Source organism: Streptococcus lutetiensis, assembly GCF_900475675.1.
Lineage (GTDB): Bacteria > Bacillota > Bacilli > Lactobacillales > Streptococcaceae > Streptococcus > Streptococcus lutetiensis.
Window position 1 is genome coordinate 188084 of sequence record NZ_LS483403.1, and the last position, 18380, is coordinate 206463.

Annotated in this window: 14 protein-coding genes and 1 pseudogene; 12 read left to right on the forward strand and 3 right to left on the reverse strand. The window is 38.8% G+C overall.

All coding sequences use genetic code 11. From position 1 onward, the window contains the following. Nucleotides 1-18 precede the first annotated feature (18 nt). The 3 genes from DQN23_RS01155 (at nt 19) to lacG (ending at nt 3545) form a co-directional block, all read left to right on the forward strand. Complete coding sequence (locus tag DQN23_RS01155; protein WP_006531657.1) at nt 19-336, forward strand: PTS lactose/cellobiose transporter subunit IIA; 318 nt, start codon at nt 19-21, stop codon at nt 334-336. Further along, nucleotides 336-2036 (forward strand): lactose-specific PTS transporter subunit EIIC, encoded by a 1701-nt coding sequence (locus DQN23_RS01160; protein WP_058833272.1) that lies wholly within the window; start codon nt 336-338, stop codon nt 2034-2036. Before DQN23_RS01155 ends, DQN23_RS01160 begins: the two co-directional genes overlap by 1 nt. Nucleotides 2037-2138: 102 nt before the next feature. Next, nucleotides 2139-3545: a 6-phospho-beta-galactosidase gene (lacG, locus tag DQN23_RS01165; RefSeq protein WP_081048445.1), complete on the forward strand. Its 1407-nt coding sequence runs from the start codon at nt 2139-2141 to the stop codon at nt 3543-3545. Between the two features lie 105 nt (nt 3546-3650). Here lacG and DQN23_RS01170 read toward each other — a convergent pair. Next, nucleotides 3651-4103: pseudogene (locus tag DQN23_RS01170) on the reverse strand (IS982 family transposase); the annotation flags it as partial. A gap of 186 nt (nt 4104-4289) precedes the next feature. Between DQN23_RS01170 and DQN23_RS01180 the strand changes: the two are divergent. Further along, a complete protein-coding gene (locus tag DQN23_RS01180) occupies nt 4290-5075 on the forward strand; it encodes a glycosyl hydrolase 53 family protein (RefSeq protein ID WP_167394762.1) in 786 nt (261 codons plus the stop codon). 45 nt (nt 5076-5120) lie between these two features. On the opposite strand, the gene DQN23_RS01185 is transcribed toward DQN23_RS01180, so the two are convergent. Beyond that, a complete protein-coding gene (locus tag DQN23_RS01185) occupies nt 5121-5954 on the reverse strand; it encodes an AraC family transcriptional regulator (protein ID WP_043894902.1) in 834 nt (277 codons plus the stop codon). 109 nt (nt 5955-6063) lie between these two features. On the opposite strand from DQN23_RS01185, the gene DQN23_RS01190 reads away from it, so the two are divergent. The 6 genes from DQN23_RS01190 (at nt 6064) to dexB (ending at nt 14521) form a co-directional block, all read left to right on the forward strand. Next, nucleotides 6064-8226 carry an alpha-galactosidase gene (locus DQN23_RS01190; RefSeq protein ID WP_111712591.1) on the forward strand — a complete coding sequence of 721 codons (2163 nt, stop codon included), beginning with the start codon at nt 6064-6066 and terminating at the stop codon, nt 8224-8226. Nucleotides 8227-8237: 11 nt separating this feature from the next. Next, nucleotides 8238-9509, forward strand: a complete 1272-nt coding sequence (locus DQN23_RS01195) for an extracellular solute-binding protein (protein WP_111712592.1) — start codon at nt 8238-8240, stop codon at nt 9507-9509. A gap of 12 nt (nt 9510-9521) precedes the next feature. After that, complete coding sequence (locus tag DQN23_RS01200; protein WP_003063104.1) at nt 9522-10388, forward strand: carbohydrate ABC transporter permease; 867 nt, start codon at nt 9522-9524, stop codon at nt 10386-10388. A gap of 9 nt (nt 10389-10397) precedes the next feature. Beyond that, nucleotides 10398-11231 carry a carbohydrate ABC transporter permease gene (locus DQN23_RS01205; protein WP_003063108.1) on the forward strand — a complete coding sequence of 278 codons (834 nt, stop codon included), beginning with the start codon at nt 10398-10400 and terminating at the stop codon, nt 11229-11231. Between the two features lie 112 nt (nt 11232-11343). Continuing rightward, on the forward strand, nt 11344-12789 hold the full coding sequence (gene gtfA / locus DQN23_RS01210) for a sucrose phosphorylase (RefSeq protein WP_111712593.1): 1446 nt from the start codon (nt 11344-11346) through the stop codon (nt 12787-12789). A gap of 121 nt (nt 12790-12910) precedes the next feature. Further along, nucleotides 12911-14521, forward strand: coding sequence for a glucan 1,6-alpha-glucosidase DexB (gene dexB, locus DQN23_RS01215; RefSeq protein ID WP_111712594.1), 1611 nt, complete (start codon nt 12911-12913; stop codon nt 14519-14521). A 36-nt stretch (nt 14522-14557) separates the two neighbouring features. Here dexB and DQN23_RS01220 read toward each other — a convergent pair whose 3' ends face one another. Continuing rightward, a complete protein-coding gene (locus tag DQN23_RS01220) occupies nt 14558-15556 on the reverse strand; it encodes a LacI family DNA-binding transcriptional regulator (protein WP_111712595.1) in 999 nt (332 codons plus the stop codon). A 153-nt stretch (nt 15557-15709) separates the two neighbouring features. Here DQN23_RS01220 and DQN23_RS01225 point away from each other — a divergent pair, with 153 nt between their 5' ends. Both DQN23_RS01225 and galT read left to right on the forward strand, forming a co-directional pair. Further along, nucleotides 15710-16882, forward strand: coding sequence for a galactokinase (locus DQN23_RS01225; protein ID WP_111712596.1), 1173 nt, complete (start codon nt 15710-15712; stop codon nt 16880-16882). A 19-nt stretch (nt 16883-16901) separates the two neighbouring features. After that, nucleotides 16902-18371: a UDP-glucose--hexose-1-phosphate uridylyltransferase gene (gene galT, locus DQN23_RS01230; RefSeq protein WP_111712597.1), complete on the forward strand. Its 1470-nt coding sequence runs from the start codon at nt 16902-16904 to the stop codon at nt 18369-18371. Nucleotides 18372-18380 lie beyond the last annotated feature (9 nt).

The following is an 18380-nucleotide window of genomic DNA, read 5'->3' on the forward strand; positions in this document are numbered from 1 at the left end:
TTATAAGGAGGAACTATTATGAATAGAGAAGAAGTCCAATTACTTGGCTTTGAAATTGTCGCTTATGCTGGTGATGCTCGTTCTAAACTTCTAGAAGCATTAAAAGCTGCTGAAGCTAGCGATTTTGCTAAAGCAGAAGCTCTTGTTGAAGAAGCAGCAAATTGCATTGCGGAAGCTCACAAAGCGCAAACATCTATGCTTGCTCAAGAAGCTGCGGGCGAAGAAATTCCATACAGCATCACAATGATGCACGGACAGGATCACTTGATGACAACCATTTTGTTAAAAGATGTGATTCATCATCTTATTGAATTATACAAAAGGGGAGCTAAATAATGAACAAACTCATTGAGCTTATTGAAAAAGGGAAACCATTCTTTGAGAGGATTTCTCGTAATAAATATTTGCGAGCGATTCGTGATGGTTTCATTGCAGGGATGCCTGTAATCTTATTCTCATCTATCTTCATCCTAATTGCGTATGTGCCAAATGCTTGGGGATTCCACTGGTCTAAAGATATTGAAACACTCTTGATGACTCCATATAACTATTCTATGGGCATCTTGGCCTTCTTCGTTGGTGGTACAACGGCTAAGGCTTTGACTGATTCAATGAACCGCGACCTTCCAGCAACCAACCAAATCAACTTCATTTCTACAATGTTGGCTTCTATGGTTGGATTCTTGCTCATGGCTGCCGAACCCGCTAAAGAAGGTGGATTCTTAACAGCATTCATGGGGACAAAGGGGTTGCTAACAGCCTTTATTGCTGCATTCGTTACTGTTAATGTTTACAAAGTCTGTGTGAAAAACAATGTGACTATCCGCATGCCGGACGAGGTTCCACCAAATATTTCACAAGTATTTAAAGACTTGATTCCATTTACATTGTCAGTTGTACTCTTGTATGCACTTGAATTAGTTGTGAAAGCAAGCCTTCATGTAACAGTTGCTGAATCAATTGGTACTCTTCTTGCTCCACTATTCTCAGCTGCAGACGGATACCTTGGTATTACTATCATCTTTGGTGCTTTTGCCTTCTTCTGGTTTGTAGGTATCCATGGTCCTTCAATCGTAGAACCAGCAATCGCTGCAATTACTTACGCAAATATTGATAACAACTTGCATTTGATTCAAGCTGGACAACATGCCGATAAAGTCATCACATCTGGTACTCAAATGTTTATCGTTACCATGGGTGGTACTGGTGCAACCTTGATTGTTCCATTCCTCTTCATGTGGTTGTGTAAATCAGAGCGTAACCGTGCAATCGGACGTGCATCTGTTGTTCCTACATTCTTCGGTGTAAACGAACCACTCTTGTTCGGTGCTCCAATTGTATTGAACCCAATCTTCTTTGTTCCATTTGTCTTTGCTCCAATTGCAAACGTGTGGATCTTCAAATTCTTCGTTGATACCTTGGGAATGAACTCATTCTCTGCTAACCTTCCATGGGTAACTCCTGGACCTCTTGGTATTGTTCTTGGTACGAACTTCCAAGTACTTTCATTCATCCTTGCTGCGCTATTAGTAGTAGTTGACGTGATCATTTACTATCCATTCGTTAAAGTTTACGATGAACAAATTCTTGAAGAAGAACGTTCAGGTAAATCAAACGATAGCTTGAAAGAAAAAGTTGCTGCAAACTTTAACACTGCTAAAGCAGATGTTATTCTTGAAAAAGCTGGTGTGGAAGGCGAACCAGTTCAAAACAATATCACAAAAGAAACAAACGTATTGGTTCTTTGTGCCGGTGGTGGAACTAGTGGACTTCTTGCCAACGCTTTGAATAAAGCTGCTGAAGAATATGATGTTCCTGTGAAGGCTGCTGCTGGTGGCTACGGTGCTCACCGTGAAATGTTGCCAGAATTTGACCTTGTTATTCTTGCACCTCAAGTAGCTTCAAACTATGAAGATATGAAGGCTGAAACAGATAAACTTGGAATCAAATTGGCTAAGACTGAAGGAGCTCAATACATCAAGTTGACTCGTGATGGTAAAGGCGCTCTTGCATTCGTTCAAGAACAATTTCAATAATAAATAGATTTACTGTTGATTGAAGTGAGATGGAGAAGGATTAATCACTGACTCCTCTCCATCTTGCTTTGTTTCTATTTTATGATTGAGAAGGGGAAATTTATGTCAAAAACATTACCTAAAGATTTTATTTTCGGTGGCGCAACAGCAGCTTATCAGGCAGAAGGTGCTACACATACAGATGGAAAAGGTCCTGTTGCTTGGGACAAATACCTAGCAGATAACTATTGGTATACTGCTGAACCAGCGAGTGATTTCTACCATAAATATCCAGTAGACATACAGTTGGCTGAAGAATATGGCGTAAACGGAATCCGTATTTCTATTGCTTGGTCACGTATTTTCCCAACTGGCTATGGTGAAGTCAATCCAAAAGGGGTAGAATTCTATCATAAGTTATTTGCAGAATGTCATAAACGTCATGTAGAACCGTTTGTAACTCTTCACCACTTTGATACACCTGAAGCTCTTCACTCAAAGGGAGACTTCTTGAATCGTGAAAACATCGAACACTTTGTAGATTATGCTGCCTTCTGTTTTGAAGAGTTCCCAGAAGTCAACTACTGGACAACCTTCAATGAAATTGGCCCAATCGGTGATGGTCAATACTTGGTAGGTAAATTCCCACCGGGTATTCAATATGACCTTGCCAAAGTCTTCCAATCTCACCACAATATGATGGTTTCTCATGCACGTGCTGTGAAATTGTACAAAGGCAAAGGTTATACAGGTGAAATTGGGGTTGTTCACGCCCTTCCAACTAAGTATCCTTTGGATCCTAAAAATCCTGCAGACGTTCGTGCTGCTGAATTGGAAGATATCATCCACAACAAATTTATCTTGGATGCGACTTACCTTGGACACTACTCAGATGCAACCATGGAAGGGGTAAACCACATCTTATCAGTAAATGGTGGTAGCTTGGATCTTCGTGAGGAAGACTTTGCAGTCCTTGAAGCAGCTAAAGATTTGAACGACTTCCTTGGAATTAACTACTACATGAGTGATTGGATGGAAGCCTTTGATGGTGAAACTGAAATCATCCACAACGGTAAAGGTGAAAAAGGAAGCTCTAAATACCAAATCAAAGGTGTTGGACGTCGTGTGGCTCCTGACTATGTCCCTCGGACGGATTGGGACTGGATTATCTACCCTCAAGGTTTATATGACCAAATAATGCGTGTCAAGAAAGATTATCCAAACTACAAGAAGATCTACATCACTGAAAATGGACTTGGATACAAAGATGAATTTGTGGACAACACTGTTTACGATGATGGCCGTATTGATTATGTGAAACAACACTTGGAAGTATTGTCTGATGCGATTGCCGATGGTGCAAACGTAAAAGGATACTTCATCTGGTCATTGATGGACGTCTTCTCCTGGTCTAATGGTTATGAAAAACGTTACGGACTCTTCTACGTTGATTTCGATACACAAGAACGTTATCCTAAGAAATCTGCACATTGGTACAAGAAATTAGCTGAAACTCAAGTGATTGAATAATCTCACTTGAACGTATTCTATTTTGTTATCAGATATTCTAGAAAAGGTGGCTCTTTGCCACCCACTACAGTTGACAAAGAGCTGAACTTTGAAGTCGTAGAACTAAAGATGTTTAGAGGCATTGTAGCCAATATCGGCTAAGCCTTTAAAAACGGTAGCTCTATGATTGTGGACAGGTTGGCAAAGTGGCAAAGGAAAACTATCTATAATGGCTAGTTTATCAGATGGAAGCATTTCACTCATAGCTTTTCGGATTAATTGGACGAGCCAAATCAATTGTTTTGACCGACGATTGAAATGACCTCTTTCTAGTAGCTGTCCACAAGGAAAGAGGTGGTAGATGCTGTAGAAATGACGCTGTAACGTTATGCCTAGTTCAGCCTGTAACAAGAGCAAGATAAGAATTGATTCATCTGAAACTTTGGCTAAACTAACATTACGCCGATGTTTGAAGGAATTTGGACAGTAGTTTTGGTAGAAGTGATGACAAATTTGTGATAATTGCTGTACATTCCATTGTAAATGATGAGATTTAGCAGTATACTGCAAGTGGCTCATTTGGACTAACCTCCTATATGTTTCATAACTTACGCTATTTTGAAATGAACTAGCACCACGAGTAAAAGGTATCCTAGTAGCCTTTATCACTGTTAATGTTTATAAATTCTGTGTGCTTCATGACATCACCATCAAGATGCCAAAAGAAGTACCTGGTACTATTTCTCAAACATTAAAAAAGTTGTTGTGGTTGAAACAGCTTATGCTAATACTCTTGACAATCTTGACCAAAAGACAAATGCTGTCACAGTAACAGAAGAAGCAGCAGCTGGTTACAAAGCTAGCCAAGATGGTCAGTACGAATTTTTGACAGACTTGGTTGATAAGATTAAAGATGTCAAAAATAACAATGGACTTGGTTTCTTCTATTGGGAACTACTCTGGTATAACGGTAATGTCTCATGGGCCACACAAGCAGGAATGTCATATCTTGGCGTTTCAGATGTGACAGGTAACGAATGGGAAAATCAAGCTGTCTTTGATTTCCAAGGAAATGCTTTACGTGGCATCAAAGCCTTCAATTACTCTAATCTAACAAATCTCCTTCAAAACAATAGCTTTGAATGGGACGGTTATACCGAAAGTCCATCATCTTGGAATATTTGGAAAAATGGCCAAATTTCTGGAATCAAGACAGAAATTTACGATAATACGCGTTATAAACTCAGCTTCTGGTCAGACAAGGCTTATGAAAGTTCTATCTATCAAACAGTAGGAAATCTCAGCTCGGGTACTTACAAACTAAGCATCGATGCTATGGGTGATACAGGTCTTGAAACTGCAGAACTTTATATTAAAAATTATGGTGGCAGTGAACAAAAAATCTCTCTCAAAGACTCAAGTACTTGGAAAACCTATACCATTGACAACATTCAAATCACAAACGGACAATGTGAAGTTGGCGTTTACGTCAAATCATCAGCCAACAAATGGCTAAATATCGATAACGTCCGACTAGTGAAAGTTGATTAAAACATTTCTCCCCCAAGAATTTAGTTCTTGGGGGAGTTTTTTATTTTATTTTTTCAGCGCTTTTCGGTAATTGCTTGGACTTTGTCCGAAATGTTTTTTGAAAGCCTTGCTGAAGGCAAGAGCGTCTGGAAAGCCTACAGCGTTTGCGATTTCTGAGATGTGAAAAGTCGTGCTGGTAAGCAAATCAGCACTTTTTTCCATGCGGATTTGGATGAGATAATCCTTGAGAGAATAACCTGTTTCTTCTTTGAAAATCTTGTACAAGTAGGAGCGATTTAGATTGAGCTTTTTGGCAATATCACTAATTTTTAATGGATTTCCATATTGTGTGTGAATGATTTTTTTAGATTGCTTGATGTAATTTTGAATCAAAATACTGCTATCAGACATTGCTTTGCTTGGAAATTCTTCTATTAGAAACGCTAGCAATTTGTAAAGTTCAGCAATCAGCTGAAGCTCTGTAATGTCATCGAGTTTTTGATCACGGAATTGTGTTAATTTGACTAGCTGATCGAGGATTTTAGAGTTGAGCGTTGAATGACAAAAATAGTGTTCAAGAAGTTGTGTTTTATTTAAGATGCTTTCAGCTTTTGAGCCACTAAATCCAACCCAAAGATAAGTCCAAGGGTGCTTGCTATCAGCTTGGTAGAAGGTCACTTTTCCTTTTGGCAAAATGAACATATCACCTGTTTTAAGTTCGGTCGTTGTGCCATCAATTTTGAAAGTTCCCTCGCCATCAACAATGAAATGAAGGACGTAGTTATCCCTAACAGTAGGTCCAAAAGAGTAGTTTTTATCACAAATCTCAGCACCATAATGGTCGACGTTCAGGTCAAAATTATTCGTGCCAAATTCGTTGTAGGTATTTAGAACATTCAAAGTATCAACTCCTTTATAAACAACATTTTACCATATTTGCCCAACATGATACCATTCAAGAGGTAACTAAATGATGGTAAAATTTTAGTAAACAAAGGGAGGAATTATCATGGGAATTCGCATCGAAGGGAATCTTTTTTACATTCAAAGTAAAGAGATGTCAATGATTATCGAAAATAAAGAAGGGGATTTGCTTCTTCGTCATATTGGAGGCAAAATCGCCAAATATCACGGCTCAAACGCTATTTTGGAGAAGGACCACGCTTTTTCAGGAAATCCAACTCCAGATAACCGCACCTTTAGTTATGATACACAACGCCAAGTTTTTGGCGTTCATGGATTCGGAGATTTCCGACAACCATCTCTAAAAATAGCACACGCTAATAACGAATTGACACAATTTAAGTTAACATCTAGTGAGATTTTAAATGGTGCAAACGAAGCAACAGGATTACCTAATCCACATTCAACAGAAGATGCCGAAACTTTAGTTTTGACACTTGAAGACAAAGTCGCTGCGCTAGAATTAAAACTTTACTACACTGCTTATGCTGATTGCAGCACTATTTCAACTCATGCTGAGGTTCGAAATTTATCAGATAAAGCAGTTGTTATCAATCGTGTTTTGTCAACCATGCTTGATGTGCCAGCTTCTGCTTATGATGTGGTGACATTGCAAGGTGCTTATGCACGTGAAAAAACGGTTCGTCGTCAAAAAGTTGAACAAGGTATTTTCACAGTTGCTTCAAATCGTGGTGCTTCAGGTCATTCCCATACACCTGCCATGATTTTATGTGACCACACAGCAACAGAAGATGCTGGTCAGGCTTTAGCTCTTCAACTGCTTTACAGCGGTAATTTCCAAGCTTTTGTCCAAAAAAATCAATTGAACGAAGTTCGTTTAGGTATCGGAATCAACGATGATAATTTTGCTTGGCAACTATCAGCTGGCGATAGCTTTGAAACACCAGTGGCTTTGATAACCTTTTCAAATCATGGTCTTGGAAAACTTACTCAAGAAAGTCAATTGTTCATTCAAGATCACATCATGCCAAAACAATTTGCACATGCTGAACGTCCAATCCTCATTAACAATTGGGAAGCAACTTATTTTGATTTCAAAAAAGAAAAATTGCTTGATTTAGCTGACGAAGCAAGCAAACTTGGTATCGAGCTTTTTGTTCTTGATGACGGTTGGTTTGGTAATCGATTTGATGATAATCGTGCGCTTGGTGACTGGGTTGTCAACGAAGAAAAACTCGGTGGACCTTTGAATGACTTGATTACTGAAGTGCATGCCAAAGGTTTGAAATTTGGTTTGTGGTTTGAACCAGAAATGATTTCTGTTGATAGTGATCTTTATCGTGCGCATCCAGATTGGGCTATTCAAGCTGAAGGTCGTGGTCATACTTATTCTCGTAATCAATTGGTGCTCAACCTTGCAAATCCTGATGTCGTAGCCTACATCAAGGCAGCTATTGATAAGATTTTGACAGAAAATGCTATTGATTATGTTAAATGGGATTATAACCGTAACATCACAAATATCGGAAATGGTGATACTTACCTTGCGACCCAAATGCAATCTCATGCTTACATGCTAGGCTTGTATGATTTGGTGTCTTATTTAACAGAAAAACATAGTAACATTCTCTTTGAATCTTGCTCAGGTGGCGGTGGGCGAAATGACCTTGGTATGATGCGCTATTTCCCACAAGTTTGGGCTAGTGACAATACTGATGCTATTTCACGTTTGCCAATTCAATACGGCTCAAGTTACCTTCACCCAACCATTTCAATGGGCTCTCACGTATCAGCAAGTCCTAATCACCAAATGGGTCGCACAACACCGATTGAAACTCGCGGTAATGTTGCCATGATGGGAAATCTTGGCTATGAACTTGATTTGACAAGCTTGCCAGAAAGTGACAAAGAAGTAATTGCTGCTCAGGTTGCACACTACAAAGACATTCGACCAGTTGTCCAATTTGGAAAACAATATCGCTTGATTAATCCAGAAGAAGGGTCAAATGAAGCAGCGGTTCAATTTGTTTATGAAGATAAGGTTGTCGTGACTTACGTTCGTACACTTTCAACGATTGAAACAATTGAAACAACACTTAAGCTGAAAGGTTTGGAAGAAGAAGCTCTTTACTGCTTGCAAGGAACAGACCAAGTTTACTCAGGAGCAGAGCTCATGTACGCGGGCCTCATAGCGATTCTCCCACAAGGTGATTACCTCAGCAAACAATACTATTTCGTGAAACAATAAGGAGGTTTTCCATGAAATGGCCTAAACGATTAATAGTGACTGGAGTGGCAATGTTGACAGCGGCAGCTGCTTTGACATTGACAGCTTGTTCAAAAAACAGTGATTCCTCTAATGATGGCAAGGTAACTATCGAATATTTCAACCAAAAAACAGAAATGGTTGATACGCTAAAAGAAATCATTAAGGATTTTGAAAAAGAAAATCCAAAAATCCATGTCAAAATGACCAGTGTGCCAAGTGCTGGTACTGTTCTAAAAACACGTATGCTTGCAGGTGATGCTCCGGATGTCATTAACATTTACCCTCAGAACGTTGATTTTAAAGAGTGGGCAAAAGCAGGTTACTTTGAGAATATGACTGGAAAATCATATCTTAAAAACATCAAAAATCATTACGAAAAAAATTATGCTGTCAACGGCAAAATTTATAGTGTCCCGCTATCAGCCAACGTTTCAGGGATTTATTTTAACAAGACAAAATTTGAAGAATTAGGTCTCAAAGTTCCAGAAACTTGGGATGAATTTGAAACACTTGTTAAACAGATTAAAGCTGACAGCGAAACCCCGTTTGCGCTTGCTGGTAGTGAAGGTTGGACTTTAAATGGCTATCACCAACTAGCTTACATTAGTGTAACTGGTAGCGGCGATAAGGCAAATGATTACCTTCGTTTTTCTCCGGTGAATTCTATTTCAACAGATGACAAAGAAGTAAAAAATGTCTTGAAACGTCTTGATTTATTGGCTGAAAAAGGAAATCAACAAACTAACTGGGAAGGGGCTTCTTATAATGATTCTGTTGTAGCCTTTGCGACTGAAAAAGCTTTAATGTTACCTGGCGGTTCATGGGTATTAGCAGCCATTAAGCAACAAGACCCTAAATTTGACATCTCAACCTTTGCCTTTCCTGGGAATGAAGTTGGTCAAGAAGTGACTGTTGGTGCAGGTGATTTGGCTTTGTCTATCTCATCAGCAAGCAAACACAAAAAAGAGTGCGAAAAATTCATTTCTTATATGGCTTCAGCTAAAGCAATGCAAAAATATTATGACGTCGATGGCTCACCAGTATCTGTAAATGGTGTGGTTGAAGATGAGAACTCTCCCCTTGCTCCGCTTTATCGATTAGCTTTTACAGATAAGCACTATGTTTGGCTTGGTGAAAATTGGACAAGCGAAGAAGACTTCTGGAGTTTGACAGCCAATTATTTGATGAGCGAAGATGCTAAGCAATATACAGATGAATTAAATGCCTTTTTCAATCCGATGAAAGCCGATGTGACGAAGTAGGAGGAAACTAGAATGCGAAAATTTTTAAATAAATATTGGGGCTGGGTGTTCTTGATTGTTCCCTTGATTTTACAAGCAATTTTCTTCTATTTCCCAATGATTCAAGGTGCTTTCTACAGTTTTACAAACTGGACTGGATTGACTTACAATTTTGATTTTGTTGGTGTCAACAATTATAAAATCTTGCTAACGGATACCAAATTCTTTAAAGCTCTTGGCTTTACTTTGATTTTGACCATTGCGTTAATTGTCGGTGAAATTGTGATTGGTATCTGGGTGGCGCGTGCTTTGAATACTAAAATCAAAGGTCAAACGTTCTTTAGAGCTTGGTTCTTTTTCCCAGCTGTTTTGTCAGGGTTGACAGTGTCTTTGATTTTTAAACAAGTTTTTAACTATGGTTTGCCTGCTATCGGCGAAGCTTTGAATATTGAATGTTTAAAAACAAGTCTTTTAGGAACAACTGGCGGTGCTGTTTTTGCAGCAATCTTTGTTATGTTGTGGCAAGGTGTTGCCATGCCGATTATTCTCTTCCTATCTGGTCTTCAAACCATTCCGAGTGAGATTACAGAAGCGGCAGCAATCGATGGCGCAAACAGCAAACAAACGTTCTGGAACATTGAATTACCATATCTGTTACCAAGTATTTCTATGGTCTTTATCATGGCACTAAAAGGTGGCTTAACAGCTTTTGACCAAATCTTTGCTTTGACTGGTGGTGGACCAAGTAATTCAACAACATCAATCGGACTTTTGGTTTACAATTATGCCTTTTCAAGTAACCAATACGGTTATGCTAACGCAATTGCCTTGATTCTTTTTGCCATCATTGTTCTTGTTTCAGTGTTGCAACTTAAATTATCAAGTCGTTTTGAAGTATAGGAGTGAGAGATGAAAAAAGAAGAACGTTATAATACTTTTTGGAAATATGTGCTCTTAATTGCGGGTTCAATTCTGATTTTGATTCCTTTATTAGCAACTGTCTTTAGTTCGTTTAAGACAACTAAGGATATCATGCAACATTTCTTTGCTTTTCCAAATCCTGTCACTCTAAGCAACTACACACGCTTGCTTGCTGATGGCATCGGACATTATTTCTTAAATTCAACGATTATCACCGTTGTATCAGTGATTTTGGTGACTTTATTTATTCCTGCGGCTGCTTATTCAATTGCTCGTAATATGAGCAAAAAACGTGCTTTCAATATCATGTACAGTTTGTTGATTTTGGGAATTTTTGTGCCATTTCAAGTTATCATGATTCCAATCACAGTGATGATGAGTCGACTTGGCTTGACTAATATTTGGGGTTTGATTATCTTGTACTTAACATATGCTGTACCACAAACCTTATTCTTGTATGTCGGATACATCAAGTTAAGTGTTCCTGACAGTTTGGATGAAGCAGCTGAGATTGATGGTGCTGATAAATTCACAACTTATCGCAAAATCGTCTTTCCAATGTTAAAACCAATGCACGCTACAACTTTGATTATCAATGCACTTTGGTTTTGGAATGACTTCATGCTTCCACTCTTGATGCTGAATAAATCATCAGACTCTTGGTCATTGCCACTTTTTCAATACAACTACACAGGACAATACCTCAGCGACTACGGACCAAGCTTTGCATCATACGTCGTTGGTATTATTACTATCACAATCGTTTACCTCATTTTCCAAAAACATATCATTTCAGGAATGAGCAACGGCGCAGTGAAATAAGGAGTCGACGCAGTGTCATCCAGACACAAGGAGGCTCATCTTTTTCACCCAGCCCGTAGCCCGAGTTCAACTTTTGCTGGGTGCTAAAATCCAAAAGGGTAAAGGAGTAACTATGACAATACAAAATAAAACAATGCTTATTACTTACTCAGATAGTCTGGGAAAGAATTTGAAAGAATTAAATGAAAATCTTGGCAAGTATTTTGGAGAAGCTGTCGGCGGGGTTCATCTTTTGCCATTTTTCCCGTCAACAGGTGACCGTGGTTTTGCGCCAGTCGATTATGATGAGGTTGATGCTGCATTTGGGGATTGGGATGACGTGAAGGCATTGGGTGAGAAGTATTATCTCATGTTTGATTTCATGATTAACCATATTTCTCGTCAATCAAAATATTACAAAGATTATCAAGAAAAGCACGAAGCTAGTGCTTACAAGGATATGTTTCTTAACTGGGATAAATTTTGGCCAGAAAATCGTCCGACACAAGCTGATGTGGATTTGATTTACAAGCGTAAAGACCGCGCACCAAAACAAGGAATTCACTTTGCGGACGGTTCAGTTGAGCATCTCTGGAACACATTTGGTGAAGAGCAGATTGACCTTGATGTGACAAAAGACGTGACCATGGATTTCATTCGAAAGACCATCGCGCATTTAGCTGAAAATGGTTGCGACCTTATTCGATTAGATGCTTTTGCTTATGCAGTTAAAAAATTAGATACTAATGATTTCTTTGTAGAACCAGAAATCTGGGAATTGCTTGATAAAGTCCGCAGCATTGCTGCGGAATCTGGTACAGAGTTGCTTCCAGAAATTCATGAGCACTATTCAATCCAGTTTAAGATCGCTGAGCACGATTACTATGTTTATGATTTTGCCCTTCCGATGGTGGTTCTTTATAGCCTTTACAGCGGAAATGTTAATCGTTTGGCGAAATGGCTTAAAATGTCTCCCATGAAACAATTTACGACACTTGATACGCACGATGGTATTGGAGTTGTTGATGTCAAAGATATCTTGACGGATGAGGAAATTGATTACACGTCAAATGAACTTTATAAAGTAGGTGCCAACGTCAACCGAAAATATTCAACAGCCGAGTATAATAATCTTGATATCTACCAAATCAATTCAACTTACTATTCTGCGCTTGGGGATGATGACAAGAAATATTTCTTAGCTCGTTTGATTCAAGCTTTCGCGCCAGGCATTCCACAAGTGTATTATGTTGGCTTTTTAGCTGGTAAAAATGATCTTGAATTGTTAGAAAAAACAAAAGAAGGTCGCAATATTAATCGTCATTATTATAGCAGTAGCGAAATTGCAGAAGAAGTCAAACGTCCAGTTGTTCAAGCTTTGCTAAAATTATTTACTTTCCGTAATCAATCGGCTGCTTTTGCCCTGGATGGCAGTATTGAAGTTGATGAACTTGATAGTCACACAATTCTTATTACACGTCGTAATCAAGGCAGTAGTGTTGTCGCACAAGCAAAGATTAATCTAAAAGATTTGACTTATCATATCACAGAAAACGGTCAAGAAATTACCTTTCTATAAAGCTAAAAGCAAGGGATTATCCTTGCTTTTCTCTGCATCTGGGTTTGAGTAATGCAAACGCTTGCGTGAAACAAAAGAAAAAGCTAAAATAGAGACAAAGAATTCTAAAATGAGGTGCGTTATGGAAAAACATTGGTGGCACAAAGCAACGATTTATCAAATTTATCCAAAATCTTTTAAGGACTCAAACGGTGATGGAGTTGGTGATTTAAAAGGAATTATCAGTAAGCTTGATTACCTGCAAAAGCTCGGAATTACAGCGATCTGGCTCTCTCCAGTTTACCAGTCTCCAATGGATGATAATGGCTATGACATTTCAAATTATGAGGCGATTGCTGATATTTTTGGCGATATGTCTGATATGGAAGAATTGCTAGAAGAGGCAAAAGCGCGTGGTATCCGCATCATTATGGACTTAGTGGTTAATCACACGTCAGATGAGCACGCTTGGTTTGTCGAAGCGCATGAAAATCCTGATAGTAAGTATCGTGATTTTTACATTTGGCGTGATAAACCTAATGAGCTCGATTCTATTTTTGGTGGCTCTGCTTGGGAATATGATGGCAAAACTGGGCAATATTATTTGCACTTTTTCAGCAAGAAACAACCTGATTTGAATTGGGAAAATCCGCTGTTACGCCAGTCTGTTTATGATATGATGAATCGCTGGATTGACAAAGGTATTTCTGGTTTTCGTATGGACGTGATTGACATGATTGGGAAGATTCCTGACCGCTTAATCTCAAATAATGGTCCAAAATTGCACGACTACCTTAAAGAAATGCACCAAAAAACTTTAGCCGGAAAAGATTTGTTAACGGTTGGTGAAACTTGGGGAGCAACTCCGGAAATTGCTAAGAAGTATTCATCGCCAGCTGAGAAAGAATTGTCCATGGTATTTCAATTTGAGCATATCGGTCTTCAACACAAGCCAAACGCTTCAAAATGGGAATACGAAAAAGAGCTAAATGTTCCTGCTCTCAAAGCTATTTTCAACAAATGGCAGACAGAACTGGAGCTTGGTCAAGGCTGGAATTCCCTTTTCTGGGACAATCATGATTTGCCGCGCGTGCTTTCTATCTGGGGTGACACTGACGATTATCGTGAAAAATCAGCCAAGGCGCTAGCCATTTCCTTACACTTGATGCGAGGAACGCCTTACATCTACCAAGGAGAAGAAATCGGCATGACTAACTATCCTTTCAAAGATTTGGAAGAAATTGATGATATCGAGTCACTAAATTTTGCCAAAGAAGCCCTTGAAAATGATAAGACACCAGAAGAAGTCATGGATAGCATTCGCATGATTGGACGTGACAATGCTAGAACACCGATGCAATGGGATAATGGCAAGAATGCAGGATTTTCAACAGCTGATAAAACTTGGTTACCAGTTAATCCCAATTACACAGAAATTAATGTACAAGCAGCTCTAGACAATCCAGATTCTATTTTCTACACTTACCAAAAACTCATCAAACTTCGCAAAGAAAACGATTGGTTGATTGATGCGGATTTTGAACTTTTGGATACAGAAGATAAGGTTTTTGCTTATCTTAGAAAAACAGCAGATGAAACTTATTTAGTAGTCGCAAACTTATCAAATCAAGTACAAGCCTTTGAAAGCAACTTTGCTTACCAAGAAACCATCATCAGCAACACCTCAGAATTAACAGAATTTGAAAACCACAAACTCCAACCATGGGATGCTTTCTGCGTAAAAGTTGGGTAGTAAAAAACAGCTCCTAATTAGGAGCTGTTTTTAGGTTTATTTTGTGCTATCACGTAAAGTCAAGTTGGTAGCTAGTCTTGTCATTGTTGGGACGGTGTGGCGTTTGATAAGTTGGCGATTTAAGATATCAACAGCTGTGCGTCCCATTTCTTCAGTATAGACTGTGATACTGGATAGAGCAGGAAAGACCTGCTTCGTTAGAGGTGTGTCATTGAAAGAAATGAGGCTGACGCGGTCAGGAACAGCAATATTAGCTTCTTGAAGCGCACGAAGGGCACCTATGGCTAGAGTGTCATTTGCAACAAAGAAAGCTTGTGGAAGGTCGTCGCCCAATTTTTCGATAGCTTCTTTCATCAAAGCGTATCCTGATGGGGCAGAAAAATCTCCTACAAAGACATAGTCAGGGTTATAGAGATTATTTTCGTAAGCATAGTTTTTAAAGGTACGGAAACGTTGGTCGACAATGAGTTCTTTTTGGTCAGTTGTACGTTCTTCCCCAGCAATTATCCCGATTTTAGTAAATCCTTTTTTCATGAAATAATCGAGAACCTTGACAACGGCGTTATCAAAATCCGTAGTGACGCAAGGGTGACCAGCATTTAAAGTATCACTATCAACGAAAACTAGGTTTTTTGAATGGTTTTCTAGACTGTGAATTTGTTGGTCTGAAAATTTACCAATAGCGATAATCCCGCTAACACTTTCTGAAATCGTTAGAATGTCATTGTTAAAATAGCGTACAACGTCATAACCCAGTTCTTGAGCACGTTTTTCAAGACCAATACGAATGCTGTAATAGTAAAGGTCGTTTAACTCTTCTTGTTCACTATACCATTGGACAATGGCAATCTTTTGACGTTCTTGTGTGATGTTTGTGTTGCGTTTGTGTTTTTCGTAACCTAATTCTTCAGCAACTGTCAAAATACGGTGACGTGTCTCTTCACCAACTGAGAGGGTTTTATCTTTATTAAGGACACGTGAGACGGTCGCTGACGAAACATTTGCTAGCTTTGCGATATCTTTTAATGTAGCCATAGGTCATCCCTTCTTTCTTGATAGTATTATATCACATCATTAGGAAAAATAAAACTTTTAAGTAAAACTTTAGTAAATATCATTGACTTGTTTTAACTAAGACAGTAAAATGAAACCGTAATCATAATAAAGCAATAAAAAAAGGAGACTCTCATGAATACGAAAGAACTTAATCAAGCTTTTATTAACGTTTTTGGAACAGAAGCCGATGCTACATTTTTCTCACCAGGTCGTATTAATCTAATTGGTGAACACACTGACTACAACGGTGGTCACGTATTCCCTGCAGCTATCACTCTTGGAACATACGGGGCAGCTCGTAAACGTGATGATAAAGTTTTACGTTTTTATTCAGCTAACTTTGATGATTTAGGTATTATTGAAGTGTCACTTGATAATCTTACTTTTGATAAGAAAGATAGCTGGACAAATTATCCAAAAGGTGTCATTAAATTCTTGCAAGAAGCTGGTCACAAAATTGATAGTGGTTTTGAACTTTACGTCAACGGTAATATTCCAAATGGTTCTGGCTTGTCATCATCAGCCTCACTAGAACTTTTGGTCGGTATCGTAGCCGAAGAATTATTTGACCTTGAAGTTGAACGTTTAGACTTAGTAAAAATTGGTAAACAAACAGAAAATGAATTTATCGGAGTAAATTCTGGTATCATGGACCAATTTGCCATCGGTATGGGTGTTGACAAACAAGCTATCTACCTTGATACAAATACATTAGAATATGAACTTGTTCCACTTGATCTTGGTGACAATGTCATTGTCATCATGAATACTAATAAACGTCGTGAGCTTGCTGATTCAAAATATAACGAACGTCGTGCAGAATGTGAAAAAGCAGTAGAAGAACTTAACCAAATGCTTGATATCAAGACATTGGGTGAACTTGATTTGCAAAGTTTTGACGAATATAGCTATCTTATTAAAGATGAAAATCGTCTCAAACGTGCCCGCCATGCTGTCTGGGAAAATCAACGTACCCTTCAAGCCAAAGAAGCTTTGATGGCTGGTGAACTTGAAAAATTTGGTCGTTTGGTGAATGCCTCACATGTCTCACTTGAGCATGATTATGAGGTAACAGGTATCGAACTTGATACCCTTGCTCACACTGCTTGGCAACAAGAAGGAGTTCTCGGAGCTCGTATGACAGGAGCGGGATTCGGTGGCTGCGGTATTGCCATTGTTGCTAAAGATAAAGTTGATGAATTTACTAAAAACGTTGGGCAAGTTTACACTGAAACAGTTGGTTATGCGCCAGCTTTCTACATTGCTGAAATCGCTGGTGGTTCACGTGTCTTATCTAGAAAATAATTAAGATTAGAGAGATAAAATGAAACTTTTAGATACTTTTGTCGCTAAGGTAATTGAAGCAAGCGACTATACAGAAGATGATATGTTTTACTTGCGTAACCGTGTCCTAGCCCTTGTGGGTGAGGATGGAGCAGAGCAAGAAACGCAAGAAACAGATTTAATTGCTCTCAAAGAAGAGTTGGTTGACTTAGCTGTAAAAAATGGCAAAGTTGGCGAATTAATGGCAGAAAAAGATTGCTTGGGTGCTGAATTGATGAACTTCATCACCCCAATCCCGAGTCAGGTGAATCGTCGTTTCTGGGACACTTATGCTAAATCTCCTCAACAAGCTGTCGCAGATTTTTATGACCTAAGCAAACGTAATGACTACATTAAAATCGCTGCAATTGCCAAAAATATTGCCTTTACGACGCCGTCACAATACGGTGATATTCAGATTACGATTAATTTATCAAAACCTGAAAAAGACCCTAAAGCAATTGCTGCTGCTAAGTTAACCAAGGCATCTTCTTATCCAAAATGTCAGTTATGTATGGAAAATGAAGGCTATCAAGGTCGAATTAATCACCCAGCGCGTGCTAATCACCGCATCATTCGCTTGAATCTTGGCGATGAAAAATGGGGCTTCCAATACTCACCATATGCCTATTTTAATGAACATTGCATTATCCTAAATACTGAGCATGTGCCGATGGTTATCAGTAAAAATACTTTTGCGCAGTTGCTTGATATTGTCGATATTTTCCCAGGTTACTTTGCTGGGTCAAATTCAGACTTGCCAATCGTCGGTGGGTCAATCTTGACACACAATCACTATCAAGGTGGTCGTCATGTCTTTCCAATGGAAATAGCCGAGCTGGACAATGAATTTCATTTTAAAGGTTATTCTGATGTGACAGCAGGTATTGTCAAATGGCCAATGTCAGTGCTTCGTTTACGTAGTCAAAACAAGGCACGCTTGGTTGAGTTGGCTGAAAAAATTCGTTTGGCATGGCGCGATTATTCTGACGAAAGTATTGATGTATTAGCTTATACAGGCGACACACCACATCACACAGTTACTCCAATTGCACGCAAACGTGATGGTCAATTTGAACTGGATATCGTTCTTCGAGACAATCACACGACAGCTGAATTTCCAGACGGTGTTTATCATCCACATGCTGATGTGCAACACATTAAAAAGGAAAATATTGGACTTATCGAAGTTATGGGGTTAGCTATTTTACCGCCACGTCTGAAAGATGAACTGCTAGAAGTTGAAAAATATCTTTTGAACCAGTATAATGAAATCGCTGACTATCATAAAGATTGGGCAGATGAGATTAAAAAACGTACGGATATTACGGCTGATACAGTGCATAATATTGTACAAGAAGAAGTTGGACACGTTTTTGTTCGTGTTCTAGAAGATGCCGGTGTTTACAAACGTGATGAAAAAGGTCAAAAATCCTTTATGCGTTTTGTAAATAGCATTGGGTTAGAATAGGAGAAATAA